Below are 15,263 nucleotides of genomic sequence, written 5' to 3' on the forward strand. Positions count from 1 at the left end.
ATGAATCGTATCTACAACCTCGTCTTCAACCGCGCGCTCGGCCAGCTCCAGGTGGTGTCGGAATTCGCGCATCGCAGTCATGGCGGAACGGCGCGCGGGCGGCGGGGACGCCGGGTCGTGGCCGTGCTGTCCGCGCTTGCACTCGGCATGGCAGGCCTGCCGGCCACGGCGCAGGTGGCACCGACCCAGCTGCCGACCGGCGGTATCCCACTGGGCGGCATCGGGAGCATCACGGCCGATGGCGCCGGGAACATGACGGTCACCCAGATCGAGGAACGGGCACTGATCCTGTGGAACACTTTCGACGTGGGCGAAGATGCCACGGTGACGTTCGACCAGGTGGTTGGCGACATCGCGCTCAACCAGATCATGGATCTCGACGCGAGCCAGATCTTCGGGAACATCGAGGCGGCCGGCACCATTTTCCTGATCAACCAGAATGGCATCGTCTTCGGCGAAACCGCGCAGCTCAACGTCGGCGGGCTCGTCGCGTCGACGCTCTTGACCAATACCGGTGATTTCCTGGCACAGCAGGGCGGCGAGTACGTCAACAACAGCTTCGTGTTCGAGCAGACCGGTTCTCCGGCCTCGATCATCAACCGCGGCAACATCGTGGTGACCAACGGCGGCCATGCCATCCTGCTTGGCGGCCACGTCCTGAACGACACGAGCGGCCTGATCAGCGCCGAGGCAGGCCGGGTGGATCTGCTTGGCGGAAAAGGTGCGACGCTGAACCTGTTCCCCGGCAGCGACTTCTCGATCGTGGTCGGCGATGCGCTCGACGCCACGGTTACGGGCGCGCTCGCGGTGGTCGAGAACCGGGGGCGGCTGGAGGCAAATGGCGGAGCGGTGTACCTGCACGCCAGACTCGCCGCCGGCGTCCTGGACGATGCGGTAAATCACAGCGGGACCATCGATGCTACGGGGCTGGGCGTGCAAGCTGACGGTAGCGTCACCCTGATCGGATCGGGTAGCGCGGTGCGCTCTACCGGCGACATCGATTCGGGCACGGTATCGATGACCGGCCCGAATGGCCTGTTCCTCAGCGGTGATATTGCCACGTCCGGAGACCAGGACTATGTCGGCGCCGTCACCCTTGTCAGCGATACCACGCTGTCAGGCGGCGGCGCCGGAAACATCCAGTTTGGGTCGACGGTCGATGGTGGCCATGCGCTGGCCGTGAGCGCGGGCGGGACGGTCGGTTTCGGCGGGGGCGTGGGGCAGTCCCAGGCCTTGGGGGCGCTGTCGGTAAGTGCGACCAGCGTCATGGCGCCGGCACTGAACATTTTCGGCAACCTGTCGTTGACCACCACCACCACCGGCGGCATTACGCAAAGCGGTGCTTTCAACGTCGGCGGGGTTGCGACATTCGATGCGGGCACCGGCGCGATTACGCTGAACAACGCAGGTAATGATTTCGGCGGCCAGGTCAACCTGACCGGAGGGACGACAACGATTTGGGACGCGAATGCCCTGGAACTGGGGATGCTCCAGACCGGTAACCTGACCGCGATCAGCCAGAGTTCGCTGATCCTGGGGGCCGGCGACATCAATGGCAGCCTGGCGGCGAGCAGCAACGGCGGTGACATCAACCAGAACGGTGCGCTGAGCGTGAGCGGCACCACCGAGCTGGATGCCGGCACGGGCGACGTGACGCTGGCGAACGCCGGCAACAACTTCGGCGGCGCGGTGGACGTGACCGGCGGTGCGATCTCGCTGCGCGACATGAACACCCTGACGGTGGCATCGCTGGCCCACGGCGCCAACCAGGCGGTGGCACTGGTGGCCGGGGGTGCGTTGAACCTGAGCGGGACCGCGATCGACACGGGAACCGCTGATCTTGCGCTGCAGTCGGGCGCCATGCTGACGACGGCGGCGGCGCTGGGCGGTGCGAACGTGAGCCTGCAGGGCGACGGCGGCATCGCGCTGGGCGCGGACGTGACGGCGACAGGCGACCTGTCGCTGACGAGCCAGGACGCGGCGATCGTGCAGACCGGCGGCGCGCTGTCGGTGGGCGGCGACACGGACGTGGACGCAGGCACGGGCAACGTGACGCTGGCCGGCGCGAACAACGACTTCATCGGCGCCGTGAACGTCATCGGTGCCAGCGTGGCAATCACGGATGCGAACGCGCTGACGCTGGGCACGGTCACCGCCGGGCAGTTGACGGCGACGAGCACGGGCCGGCTGGATCTGGGAACGACGGATGTGTCGGGCGCACTGGTGGCGCACAGCAACGGTGGCGCCATCGAGCAGGGCGGAGCTTTGCAGGTCGGCGGCACGACCGAACTGGATGCGGGCACGGGCAACGTGACGCTGGCCAACGCCGGCAACGACTTCGGCGGCGCGGTGGACGTGACTGGCGGTGCGATCTCGCTGCGCGACGTGAACGCCCTGACGGTGGCATCGCTGGCCAACGGCGCCAACCAGGCGGTGACGCTGGCGGCCGGGGGTGCGTTGAACCTGGCCGGCGCCGCGATCAGCACGGGCACCGCCGACCTGGCGCTGCAGTCGGGCGCCCTGCTGACGACGACCGCAGACCTTGGTGGTGCGAACGTGACCCTGCAGGGCGACGGTGGCATTGCGTTGGGCGCGGACGTGACGGCGACCGGCGACCTGTCGCTGACGAGCCAGGACGCGGCGATCGTGCAGACCGGCGGCGCGCTGTCGGTGGGCGGCGGCACGGACGTGGACGCGGGCACGGGCAACGTGACGCTGGCGAACGCCGGCAATGATTTTGTCGGCGCGATGGACGTGACTGGCGGTGCGATCTCGCTGCGCGACGTGAACGCCCTGACGGTGGCATCGCTGGCCAACGGCGCCAACCAGGCGGTGACACTGGTGGCCGGGGGTGCGTTGAACCTGGACGGGGCCGCGATCGACACGGGCACCGCTGATCTTGCGCTGCAGTCGGGAGAATTGCTGACGACAACGGCGGCGCTGGGTGGTGCAAACGTGACGCTGCAGGGCGACGGCGGCATTGCGCTGGGCGCGGACGTGACGGCGACCGGCGACCTGTCGTTGACGAGCCAGGACGCGGCGATCACGCAGACGGGGGGCATGGTGTCGGTGGGCGGCAGCACGGACGTGGATGCGGGCACGGGCAACGTGACGCTGGTCGGCGCGAACAACGACTTCACCGGCACGGTAGACATTACCGGTGGCACCGTGGCGATCATCGACGCCAACGCGCTGACGCTGGGCACGGTCACCGCCGGGCAGCTGACGGCGACGAGCACGGGCGCCCTCGATCTGGGCAGCACCGACGTGACGGGCGCCTTGTTGGCGCAAAGCAACGGCGGCGCGATCGTGCAGGGAGGAGCCCTGCAGGTCGGCGGCACGACCGAACTGGATGCAGGCACGGGCGACGTGACGCTGGCGAACGCCGGCAACGACTTCGGCGGCGCGGTGGACGTGACTGGCGGCGCGATTTCGCTGCGCGACGTGAACGCCCTGACGGTGGCCTCGCTGGCCAACGGCGCCAACCAGGCGGTGATGCTGGTGGCCGGGGGCGGGCTGAACCTGGGCGGGGCTGCGATCGACACGGGCACTGCCGACCTGGCGCTGCAGTCGGGCACGCTGTTAGCCACGACGGCCGACCTGCGCGGCGCGAACATGACCTTGCAGGGCGGTGACGGCATCGCCCTGGGCGGCGACGTGACGACGACCGGTGACCTGTCGCTGACGAGCCAGGATGCAGCGATGGTGCAAAGCGGCGGCGCGCTGTCGGTGGGCGGCGACACGGACGTGGACGCGGGCACGGGCAACGTGACCCTGGCCGGCGCGAACAACGACTTCATCGGTGCCGTGGACATCATCGGTGGCAGCGTGACAATCACGGATACGAACGCGCTGACGCTGGGCACGGTCACCGCTGGGCAGTTGACGGCGACGAGCACGGGCCGGCTGGACCTGGGAACGACAGATGTATCGGGCGCATTGGTGGCGCACAGCAACGGCGGTGACATCAGCCAGGACGGTGCGCTGCTGGTGGCTGGCACGACCGCGCTGGACGCGGGCACGGGCGACGTGACGCTGGCGAACGCCGGCAACGACTTCGGCGGCGCGGTGGACTTGACCGGCGGTACGATTTCGCTGCGCGACGTGAACGCCCTGACGGTGGCATCGCTGGCCAACGGCGCCAACCAGGCGGTGACGCTGGTGGCCGGCGGTGCGTTGAACTTGGCCGGCGCCGCGATCGACACGGGCACCGCCGACTTGGCGCTGCAGTCGGGAGTCATGTTGACGACGGTGGCGTCGCTGGACGGTGCGAACGTGACGTTGCGGGGTGAGGGTGGCATCGCGCTGGGCGGTGACGTGACGGCGACCGGTGACCTGTCGCTGACAAGTCAGGACGCAGCGATCGTGCAGGCCGCAGGCGTGCTGTCGGTAAGCGGCAGTACCGATGTGGATGCGGGCACGGGCGACGTGACGCTGGCGAACGCTGGCAATGATTTTGTCGGCGCGATGGACGTGACCGGCGGCGCGGTCTCGCTGCGCGACATGAATGACCTGGCCGTGGCGTCGCTGGCCAACGGTGCCAACCAGGGGGTAACGCTGGTGGCAGGCGGTGCGTTGAACCTGGCCGGCGCCGCGATCAGCACGGGCACCGCCGACCTGGCGCTGCAGTCGGGTTCGATGTTGACGACGGTGGCATCGCTGGACGGTGCGAACGTGACGCTGCGGGGTGACGGTGGCATCGCACTGGGCGCTGATGTGACGGCGACCGGTGATCTGTCGCTGACGAGCCAGGACGCAGCGATCATGCAGACCAGCGGCGCGCTGCACATAGGTGGTACGACCGAGCTGGACGCGGGCACGGGCGACGTGACGCTGGCGAACGCCGGCAACGACTTCGCCGGCGCGGTGGACGTGACTGGCGGCGCGATCTCGCTGCGCGACATGAATGACCTGGCCGTGGCGTCGCTGGCCAACGGTGCCAACCAGGCGGTAACGCTGGTGGCAGGCGGTGCGTTGAACCTGGACGGCTCACCGATCGACACGGGCACCGCCGATCTGGCGCTGCAGTCGGGCACGCTGTTGGCCACGACGGCCGCCCTGCGCGGCGCGAACATGACCCTGCAGGGCGACGACGGTATCGCGCTGGGCGGTGACGTGACGGCGACCGGTAACCTGTCGCTGACAAGTCAGGACGCGGCGATCATGCAGACCGGCGGCGTGCTGTCGGTAGGCGGCAGCACGAACGTGGATGCGGGTACGGGCGATGTGACGCTGGCGAACGCCGGCAACGACTTCGCCGACACGGTGAACTTGATCGGCGGCACTGTGGCGATCACGGACGCCAATGTCCTGACGCTGGGCACAGTCACCGCCGCGCAACTGACGGCGACGAGCATGGGCCGGCTGGACCTGGGGGCCACCGACGTATCCGGCGCGCTGGTGGCGACCAGCAACGGCGGCGCGATCGAGCAGGACGGTGCGCTGCACGTGGGCGGCACGACCGAACTGGACGCTGGCACGGGCAACGTGACGCTGGCCAACGCCGGCAACGACTTCGTCGGCGCCGTGGACATTACCGGCGGCACCGTGGCGATCACGGATGCCACCGCCCTGACGCTGGGTACGGTGACGGCCGGGCAGCTGACGGCGACCAGCACGGGCCGACTGGAGCTGGGAACCACCGACGTGTCGGGCGCGCTAATGGCGACCAGCAACGATGGTGTGATCGAACAAAGTGGCGCGCTGCACATAGGTGGCGTGACCGGGCTGGACGCTGGCACGGGCAACGTGACGCTGGCGAACCCGGGCAACGATTTCGTCGGTGCGGTGAATGTCACCGGCGATGCCATTTCTTTGCGCGACATGAATGACCTGGTCGTGGCGTCGCTGGCCAACGGCGCCAACCAGGCGGTGACGCTGGTCGCCGGCGGTGCGTTGAATCTGGCCGGCGCCGCGATCGACACGGGTACCGCCGACCTGGCGCTGCGGTCGGGAGCCATGTTGACGACGGTGGCGTCGCTGGACGGTGCGAACGTGACGCTGCGAGGTGACGGTGGCATCGCACTGGGCGCTGATGTGACGGCGACCGGTGATCTGTCGCTGACAAGCCAGGATGCAGCGATCGCGCAGGCCGCAGGCGTGCTGTCGGTAGGCGGCAGCACCGATGTGGATGCGGGCACGGGCGACGTGACGCTGGCGAACGCTGGCAATGATTTTGTCGGCGCGGTGGACGTGACCGGCGGCGCGGTCTCGCTGCGCGACATGAATGACCTGACGATGGCGTCACTGGCAAGCGGTGCCAACCAAGGGGTGACGTTGGTGGCGGGTGCCGCGCTGAACCTGGACGGTTCACCGATCGACACGGGAACCGCCGATCTAGTACTGCAGTCGGGCGCGCTGTTGGCCACGACGGCCGCCCTGCGCGGCGCGAACATGACCTTGCAGGGCGACGACGGTATCGCGCTGGGCGGTGATGTGACGGCGGCCGGTAACCTGTCGCTGACAAGTCAGGACGCGGCGATCGTGCAGACCGGCGGCGCGCTGTCGGTGGGCGGCACGACCGAGCTGGACGCGGGTACGGGCAACGTGATGCTGTCGAACGCCGACAACGACTTCGTCGGTGCGGTGGACGTGACCGGCGGCGCCATCTCTCTGCGCGACATGAACGACCTGGCGGTGGCGTCGCTGGCAAGCGGTGCCAACCAGGGGGTGACGCTGGTGGCTGGCGGCGCGTTGAACCTTGGCGGCAACGCTATCGACACGGGCACCGCCGACCTGGCGCTGCAGTCGGGGGGCCTGCTGACGACGACCGCAGACCTTGGCGGTGCGAACGTGGCCCTGCAGGGCCACGACGGTATCGCGTTGGGCGGTGACGTGACGGCGACCGGTGACCTGTCGCTGACGAGCCAGGATGCAGCGATCGTGCAGACCGCAGGCGTGCTGTCGGTAGGCGGCAGCGCAGACGTGGATGCGGGCACGGGCAACGTAACCTTGGCGAACGCGGGCAACGACTTCGCGGGCACGGTGGACATCACCGGAGGTATCGTGGCGATCACGGACGCCAACGCGCTGATGCTGGGCACGGTCACCGCCGATCAGCTAGCGGCAACGAGCACGGGCCGCCTGGAGCTGGGAACCACCGACGTGTCGGGTGCGCTAATGGCGACCAGCAACGGTGGTGCGATCGAACAAAGCGGCGCGCTGCACATAGGCGGCACGACGGAACTGGACGCTGGCACGGGCAACGTGACGCTGGCGAACGCGGGCAACGACTTCGTCGGTACGGTGAATGTCACCGGCGGCGCAATCTCGCTGCGCGACACGAATGACCTGGTCGTGACATCGCTGGCCAACGGCGCCAACCAGGCGGTAACGCTGGTGGCAGGCGGTGCGTTGAACCTGGACGGCTCACCGATCGACACGGGCACTGCCGACCTGGCGCTGCAGTCGGGAGCCATGTTGACGACGGTGGCGTCGCTGGACGGCGCGGACGTGACCCTGCAGGGCGACGACGGTATCGCGCTGGGCGGCGACGTGACGGCGACCGGTAACCTGTCGCTGACGAGTCAGGACGCGGCGATTATGCAAACCGCAGGCGTGCTGTCGGTAGGCGGCATCACGGACGTGGATGCCGGCACGGGCAACGTTACCTTGGCGAACGCGGGTAACGACTTCGTCGGCGCGGTGGACGTGACCGGCGGCACCGTGGCAATCACGGATGCCACCGCGCTAACGCTGGGCACGGTCACCGCCGATCAGCTGGCGGCAACGAGCACGGGCCGCCTGGACTTGGGCACGACCGACGTGTCGGGCGCGCTGGTGGCGACCAGCAACGGCGGCGCGATCGAGCAGGACGGTGCGCTCCACGTGGGCGGCACGACCGAACTGGGCGCGGGCACGGGCAACGTGACGCTGGCGAACGCCGGTAACGACTTCGTCGGTGCGGTGGACGTGACCGGCGGCACCGTGGCGATCACGGACGCCAACGCCCTGACGCTGGGCACGGTCACCGCCGGTCAGCTGACGGCGACGAGCACGGGTCGGCTGAACCTGGGAACCACCGACGTGTCGGGCGCGATGGTGGCGCACAGCAACGGTGGTGCGATCGAGCAGGGCGGCGCGCTGCACGTCGGCGGCACGACCGAACTGGATGCGGGCACGGGCGACGTGACGCTGGCGAATGCAGGCAACGATTTCGTCGGTGCGGTGAATGTCACCGGCGGCGCCATCTCGCTGCGCGACGCCAATGACCTGGCGGTGGCGTCGCTGGCCAACGGGGCCAACCAGGCGGTGATGCTGGCGGCTGGCGGTGCATTGAACCTGAACGGCTCACCGATCGACACGGGCACCGCCGACCTAACGCTGCAGTCGGGCACGCTGTTGGCCACGACGGTGGCCCTTGGTGGCGCGAACGTGACCCTGCAGGGCGACGACGGCGTAGTGTTGGGCGGTGACGTGACGGCGAGCGGCGACCTGTCGCTGACGAGCCAGGGCGCGGCGATCGTGCAGACCGGCGGCGCGCTATCGATAGGCGGCAGCACCGATGTGGATGCGGGTACGGGCGATGTGACGCTGGCAAACGCCGGCAACGATTTCGTAGGCGCAGTGGACATCACCGGCAGCACCGTGGCGATACGGGACGCCAATGCCCTGACGCTGGGCACGGTGACGGCCGGGCAGCTGACGGCGACGAGCACGGGTCGGCTGAACCTGGGAACCACCGACGTGTCGGGCGCGCTGGTGGCGACCAGCAACGGCGGCGCGATCGAGCAGGACGGTGCGCTGCTGGTAGGCGGCACGACCGAGCTGGATGCAGGTACCGGTGACGTGACGCTGACCAGCGCGAGGAACGACTTCGGCGGTGCAGTGGACGTGACCGGCGGCGCAATCTCGCTGCGCGACATGAATGATTTGGCGGTGGCGTCGTTGGGCAACGGGGCCAATCAGGCGGTGACGCTGATGGCTGGCGGCGCGTTGAACCTCGGCGGAGACGCGATCGACACGGGCAACGCCGACCTTGCGCTGCAGTCGGGGGGCCTGCTGACGACGACCGCAGACCTGGGCGGCGCGGACGTGACCCTGCAGGGCGACGACGGTATCGCGCTGGGCGGCGATGTGACGGCGACCGGTGACCTGTCGCTGACGAGCCAGGATGCAGCGATCGTACAGGCCGCAGGCGTGCTGTCGGTAGACGGCAGCACGAACGTGGATGCGGGTACGGGCGATGTGACGCTGGCGAATGCGGGCAACGACTTCGCCGGCGCGGTGGACGTGGCCGCTGGCGCAATCTCGCTGCGCGACATGAATGACCTGACGGTGGCGTCACTGGCAAGCGGTGCCAACCAGGCGGTGACGCTGGCGGCCGGCGGTGCGTTGAACCTGGGTGGGGCCACGATCGACACGGGAGCTGCCGACCTGGTGCTGCAGTCCGGCACTCTGCTGGCCACGACGGCCGATCTGAGCGGTGCGAACGTGACCCTGCATGGCGATGACGGAATCGCGCTGGGCGCCGACGTGACGGCGACGAGTGACCTGTCGCTGACGAGCCACGACGCGGCCATCGTGCAGGATACGGGACTGTTGTCAGTGAGCGGTATCACGAGTGCGAATGCCGGTACGGGCGACGTGACGCTGGCGAACGCGGGCAACGATTTCGTCGGCGCGGTGAACATCAGTGGCGGCACCGTGACGATCACGGACGCCAACACCCTCACGCTGGGCACGGTGACGGCCGGGCAGCTGACGGCAACCAGCACAAACGCATTGAATGTCACCGGGCTGGTGAGCGGAGGAGACCACGCCGTACTGACGGCGACCGGGGGCGACATCCTCATCGACGGAGCAGTGTCCGCGCAGGAGGTGCATCTCGATGCGAGCGGCGCAATTACCGCGCGGGAGGGTGCCAGCATCGCAGCGGGGACGCTCAGTGGCCGGGCCGGTGGTGCGACCACACTCGGCAGTGCCGATCACCATGTTGACAACCAGGTCGATGTGCTCGGGAACTTCACTTCCCGCTCCGGCTTCAGCATGACCAATGGCCGGACACTGACCCTGTCTTCAGTCGATGGCAGCGGGTTTACGGTGGACGCGGGAATCGCCGACACTTATCTGTCCGTTGTTGGCGGCGACTTGCTTCAGCAGGGAACGGCGTGGCTTTACAACGGTAGCGGTACCTTCGCCTCTACCGGCCACATCGGGCTGCAACCGGCGCCAATCTATGTGTGGGGAACCCATCCCCAGTACGTGACGCAAATTGGCAAGCCCCCAGCCTATTTCTACGCGGTTTCGAGCGATGGGGCGCAGTTGCCCATCGTGGGCGGAAGCATGGTGCCGGAATGGGCCGCACGAGCGCAGAACGCCAGCTATCGCACGGTGGCATTGACGGACGTCGATTCCGATTCGCCCTACCGTGGCTACGGAATCGTTGACCCGGGTATTCGCTTGCCGGAACACCTGCGTCCCGAGTGCAACCCGGATTTGCCCGGGTCGGAATGCGGCGAGAGGGAGTGATCCTTCGGAGCCGTGAGCCAATGAGCGCCCGAGGGTAGGGCAAATGGAGGCTGAAGCTTCAGGCCAAAAAAAGCTCCCATCGCTGGGAGCTTTTTTCTCGCTTACGCTATCCACCAAAATGGTGGCCGGGGAGGGAATCGAACCCCCGACACGGGGATTTTCAATCCCCTGCTCTACCAACTGAGCTACCCGGCCCTGTCACGGGCTGGCCGTGAAGGAGCGGCATGATAGCGGGCTGATGGCGTAGGTGGCAAGCCGGATGTGAGCTGAATGCGTTTGCGCTCGTGCCAAAATCATCGCAACCCTCGGTGCACCATGCACTTTTGAGCACCTCCTTCGCCAACCCGGGAGCAGACATGAAACGTATCTTCCTTTCGGTCGCCGTCGTAGCGCTGCTGACCGCTTGCGCCACCACCGCGACCTTGCCCGACGATCAGCGCCTGGACATCCACCGTGCGCATGCCGGAGCGCCGGTCAACAGCTTCCACAATCTAGGCACGCTCTACAGCTGGACGCCGCTGGGCGATAGCGCCCTGGCGGTCTGGACCCGGCGCAACCAGGCCTACCTGCTGGAACTCGGTGGGCGCTGTCCGGGCCTGGAATACGGGCATGCCATCAGTTTCAGCGGGCAGGGCGGGACGGTCTTCGCCGGGATGGACAGCGTGGTGGTGCTCGATCGTGGAACCACCAACTTCCCGTGCCGGATCCAGCAGATCCTTCCGCTGGACGTCAAAGCCCTGAAGAAGGCCGAAGACGCCGCCCGCGACAGTGTGGAAGGCAAGTAGCGCGGGCTCAATCACCGTCGGGCGGAATATAGCCCGCCACTTGATCAACGTTGCCTTCGAACAGGAACTTCAGCATCTGCGCCTGCAGGAAGGCGCGGTGCTTGGGGTCCATCGGTGACAGGCGATTCTCGTTGATCAGCATTGTCTGGTGGGCCAGCCACTTGGCCCAGGCGGGCTTGCCGATATGGGCATATACCCGCTTGCCGGCGTCACCCGGCCAGGGTGCGAAATCGAGTCCTTCGGCGTCGCGTTTGTCGTGTTCGCAGTAGACGGTACGGGCCATCATCAGATCTCCTTGAAATTGGCTGCGCGCTCGCTCAGTCCGCTTCCAGCAACCGGCGGATCGGTGCGGGGATGCCGAGGCTCGCCAGTTGTCCGGGAGCGACCCAGCGCAGACCGACATTGTCGCCCACCGCGCCGCCCAGGGTAACGCCGCGCCAGCGCCGTGGTTGCAGTGCCAGCCGGTAGTGGCTGAAGGCGTGGGCGATGGTCGGCAGGGTTTCTCCCTGGTCGAATCCGTCGTGATCAAGGTCACCCGCCAGGTGGCGGGCGAGCCAGTCGCGTGCGCCAGCCTCGTCGTCGGCCTGCGGCAAGGTCCACAGCGAGGCCCAGATGCCCACCGGTGGGCGTTGCTGCAACAGCACTCGGCCTTCGACGTCTTGCAGCCAGAGTACGTGCGCGTGACGCTGCGGGATGGCCTTGGCTGGCTTGCGGGTCGGCAGTTCGCTGCTGCGGCCTTCGATACGCGCAACACAATCGCCTTGCAGTGGGCATGAGACGCAACGCGGGTTGCTGCGCGTGCACAGGGTCGCGCCAAGGTCCATCTGGGCCTGGGTGTAGTCGCGCAGACGCGAGGTGGGCAGGTGTGACTCGGCAAGCGTCCACAACTGCTTCTCGATTGCCGGCGAGCCGGGCCAACCGGTGATGCCGTGGTAGCGCGCCAGTACCCGTTTGACGTTGCCATCCAGGATCGCGTGCCGGTCGTCCCAGGCTTGCGCCGCGATCGCCGCGGCGGTGCTGCGGCCAATGCCGGGCAGGGTGATCAACGCGTCGACATCACGTGGCAAGTCGCCGTCGTGCTGTTCCATGCATAGTCTCGCCGCGTTGTGCAGGTTGCGGGCGCGGGTGTAGTAGCCCAACCCCGACCACAGCGCGAGGACATCGTCGAGCGGCGCGGCGGCCAAGGCGGGCAGGCTTGGTAGCGCCGCGACGAAACGTTCGAAGTAGGGCGCGGCGGTCTTGACTTGGGTCTGCTGCAGCATGATCTCCGACAGCCATACCCGGTAAGGCGTGCGCGGATGCTGCCAAGGAAGATCATGGCGCCCGTTGTGATCGAACCAGACGAGCAGGCGTCCGGCAAAGTCGGCTGGCTCCGGTGTCATGGGTCGACGCTGTCTTCGGAATCGCCTGGGTGCTCGTCTTCACCATTGTCGAACCGGATTTCCACCCCCGTCAGGGTTGCGCCGGCAACTTCGATGCGTGGCGCAACCAGGGTGCCGCTGAGTGGCGGCAACGGGGTGCCGGTGTCGAGCTGGTCCAGCCAGTCCAGGATCGCAGGCAATTTCAAACGGGTGTCCAGACGACTGCCATCGCGTTGCAGTTGCAATGAGGTGACGCCGGACAAATCGAACGGGCCGGTGTAGTCGACATTGAACGGTAGTGGTGAACCGGACTGGGCCAGCGGCGCGGGCAGCGCCGGCCAACGGTCGGGCCATTCGGCGATGGCGCCGTTGAGTTGCAATGCCAATGCGTCGCCCCAGGCCAGAGAGCCGTGGGCATCGAAGGTGGGTATGGGCCCGTTGCCGCGCAGCACGGCGCCCAGCGGCGCGATGGTGAGGTTGCCTGAGTGATACCGCAGCGGCCCGGCAATGCCAAAGGAGAAAGCCAGGTTCCGGGAGTCGTCGGCAGTGCGGTTCAGCCAGCGAGTGTCAGCACCCAACTGGAAGCGATCAAGCCCGAGGCCATCATCGCCATCGTGCAGTTGCCCCGATAGCTGCAGCCGCATCGGCATGCGCCAGTCGGGCGTGACCACGGTGACAATGCCGGCGGCGCCAAGGCCTGCATCCAGCGTTGGCCGGGTCAGCGCCAACTGCAAGTCGAACGGAGCCAGGGTGGTGCCAAAATCGCCCCTGCCGCTGATTCGCACCGCAAGCGCGCTTTCGGGATGCAGCGACGGCATGTCCAGGCCAATCCGGTCGATCGACCAGCCGTCGCCAATGATCTCGCCCCGGGTGACCTGGACCCCGCTGGTGATGGTCGGGACGCGAAACTCCCCGCCGGGTGGCCGGCTGTCGAGCCAATGCTGCAATGCGGCGAGGTCGACTCGTGGCGCATCCAGTTCCGCGCGCTGCACGGTGAGGTCTTCACCGGCCGCGCGCAGGGTCGTCCACGGCAGTGACAGGTAGATGCGTTCGGCGGTCAGTAACGGCGTTTCCGCGCCCGGCTGGCGGGCGATGACATCGCGAACCACAAGCCTGGGGACTCCGCGCAAACGGTACTCACTTGCGCCGCTGGAGGTGATCTCCAATCCCAGTGCCTGCCCGACCCGTTCCAGAATCAGATCCGCGACCTGGCCGGGGCGAGTGAACCAGCCGAGGGTAAGCGCGAACATCAACAGCAGGAACGCGCCTGCACCCTTGGCGATGATCTTTCGCCACTGGCGGGCTTCTCGCTCGGTCCCGGTTGGCGCTGCTGGGGCGCCCACGCGCAGGTCGCCGGCGCTAGGCGCCGATCGCCTCGGGCAACAACGCGTCGACGAAGGCTTCGGCATCGAACACGCGCAGGTCCTCCGGGCGCTCACCAATGCCGGCAAAGCGGATCGGGATGCCGAACTCGCGCGCCAATGCAAACACCACGCCGCCCTTGGCCGTACCGTCCAGTTTGGTCACCACCAGCCCGGTCACCCCGACGGCGGCGTTGAACTGGCGCAACTGCGACAGCGCGTTCTGGCCGGTGGTGCCATCAATCACCATCAGCACTTCATGCGGGGCGGCGGGGTCGAGTTTCTGGATCACCCGCTTGATCTTGCCCAACTCGGCCATCAGGCCTTGCTGCGTATGCAGGCGTCCGGCGGTATCGGCGATCAGCACCTCGATGCTGCGCGCCTGGGCGGCCTGCAATGCATCAAACGCAACCGAGGCGGCATCGGCGTTTTGCCCTTGCGCGATTACCGGCACTTGGTTGCGCTCGCCCCAGGCCTGCAACTGGGCCACCGCTGCGGCGCGGAAGGTATCGCCGGCAGCCAGCATCAATGGTCGGCCTTCGTCCTTGAACCGGCGCGCCAGCTTGCCGATCGTGGTGGTCTTGCCGACGCCATTGACGCCTACGGTCAGGATGACGAATGGGTGGGCGTCGTTGCGGATCGACAATGGCACCGCAACCGGCGCCAGCAATGCGACCAGGTCGGCGCGCAATGCTTGCAGCAAGGCGCGCGAATCGGCGAACTCGCGTGCCTTCATGCGCTTGCGCAGGTCTTCGACCAGGTCGGTGGTCGCCGTCACCCCGACGTCGGCAATGATCAGTGCGGTCTCGATCTCGTCGAGCAGGTTGTCATCAAGTTTCGGGTTGCCATGGAACAGGCCGCCGAAGCTGCGCGCGAACCCAGTGCCCCGCAGGCGCTCGCGCCAGCTCGGTCGGTCGGTAGCGACCGGCTTGTCGACCGATGCGACAGGATGGATGTCCGGTGTCGAGGCGACCTTCTGACTCGGTGCGACGGCAGGCTGCGGCAAATCCGCGGGCTTGGGCAAGTCAGGTGGCGCCGGGGTCGGCTCGGGTTCCGGAGTTGGAGCGGGAGCCGGAGCTGGTGCCAGGGCTTGCGGCGGAGTTGAGGCCGGAGCCGCCGCTGGAGCCGGAACCGGTACGACCGGAGCCTCGGGTGCCGAAGGCTCGTCGCTCGCCGGTGCCGGGCCCGGGAACGCGGCCGCCAGTTCTTCCGTGCTGTAACGACGCTCGGACGGACTGGTCCCTGGCTTTTTTCGGCGGAAGAGGCTGACCATCGACGGTTGGTTT

6 protein-coding genes and 1 tRNA gene are annotated in these 15,263 nt (G+C 67.6%); 2 read left to right on the top strand and 5 right to left on the bottom strand.

The features are described from left to right. On the top strand, window positions 1–10,470 hold the full coding sequence (locus ACW5DN_RS01840) for a two-partner secretion domain-containing protein (protein WP_456961056.1): 10,470 nt from the start codon (window positions 1–3) through the stop codon (window positions 10,468–10,470). 119 nt (window positions 10,471–10,589) lie between these two features. Here the strand turns inward: ACW5DN_RS01840 and ACW5DN_RS01845 are convergent. Next, window positions 10,590–10,665, bottom strand: a tRNA-Phe gene (locus ACW5DN_RS01845). A gap of 161 nt (window positions 10,666–10,826) precedes the next feature. Here ACW5DN_RS01845 and ACW5DN_RS01850 point away from each other — a divergent pair. Further along, entirely contained in the window at window positions 10,827–11,255 is a 429-nt protein-coding gene (locus ACW5DN_RS01850; RefSeq protein WP_456961057.1) for a DUF6491 family protein, read from the top strand. 7 nt (window positions 11,256–11,262) lie between these two features. Here ACW5DN_RS01850 and ACW5DN_RS01855 read toward each other — a convergent pair whose 3' ends face one another. The 4 genes from ACW5DN_RS01855 to ftsY are packed head-to-tail and all read right to left on the bottom strand — an operon-like array spanning window position 11,263 to window position 15,250. Continuing rightward, window positions 11,263–11,538: an oxidative damage protection protein gene (locus tag ACW5DN_RS01855; protein WP_456962932.1), complete on the bottom strand. Its 276-nt coding sequence runs from the start codon at window positions 11,536–11,538 to the stop codon at window positions 11,263–11,265. Window positions 11,539–11,572: 34 nt separating this feature from the next. Then, window positions 11,573–12,637 (bottom strand): A/G-specific adenine glycosylase, encoded by a 1,065-nt coding sequence (mutY, locus tag ACW5DN_RS01860; protein ID WP_456961058.1) that lies wholly within the window; start codon window positions 12,635–12,637, stop codon window positions 11,573–11,575. Then, window positions 12,634–13,959: a hypothetical protein gene (locus ACW5DN_RS01865; protein WP_456961059.1), complete on the bottom strand. Its 1,326-nt coding sequence runs from the start codon at window positions 13,957–13,959 to the stop codon at window positions 12,634–12,636. The genes mutY and ACW5DN_RS01865 overlap by 4 nt, the downstream gene beginning before the upstream one ends. 16 nt (window positions 13,960–13,975) lie before the next feature. After that, complete coding sequence (gene ftsY / locus ACW5DN_RS01870) at window positions 13,976–15,250, bottom strand: signal recognition particle-docking protein FtsY (RefSeq protein WP_456961060.1); 1,275 nt, start codon at window positions 15,248–15,250, stop codon at window positions 13,976–13,978. Between the last annotated feature and the right edge of the window lie 13 nt (window positions 15,251–15,263).

It is taken from the genome of Lysobacter sp. A289 (genome assembly GCF_054072675.1).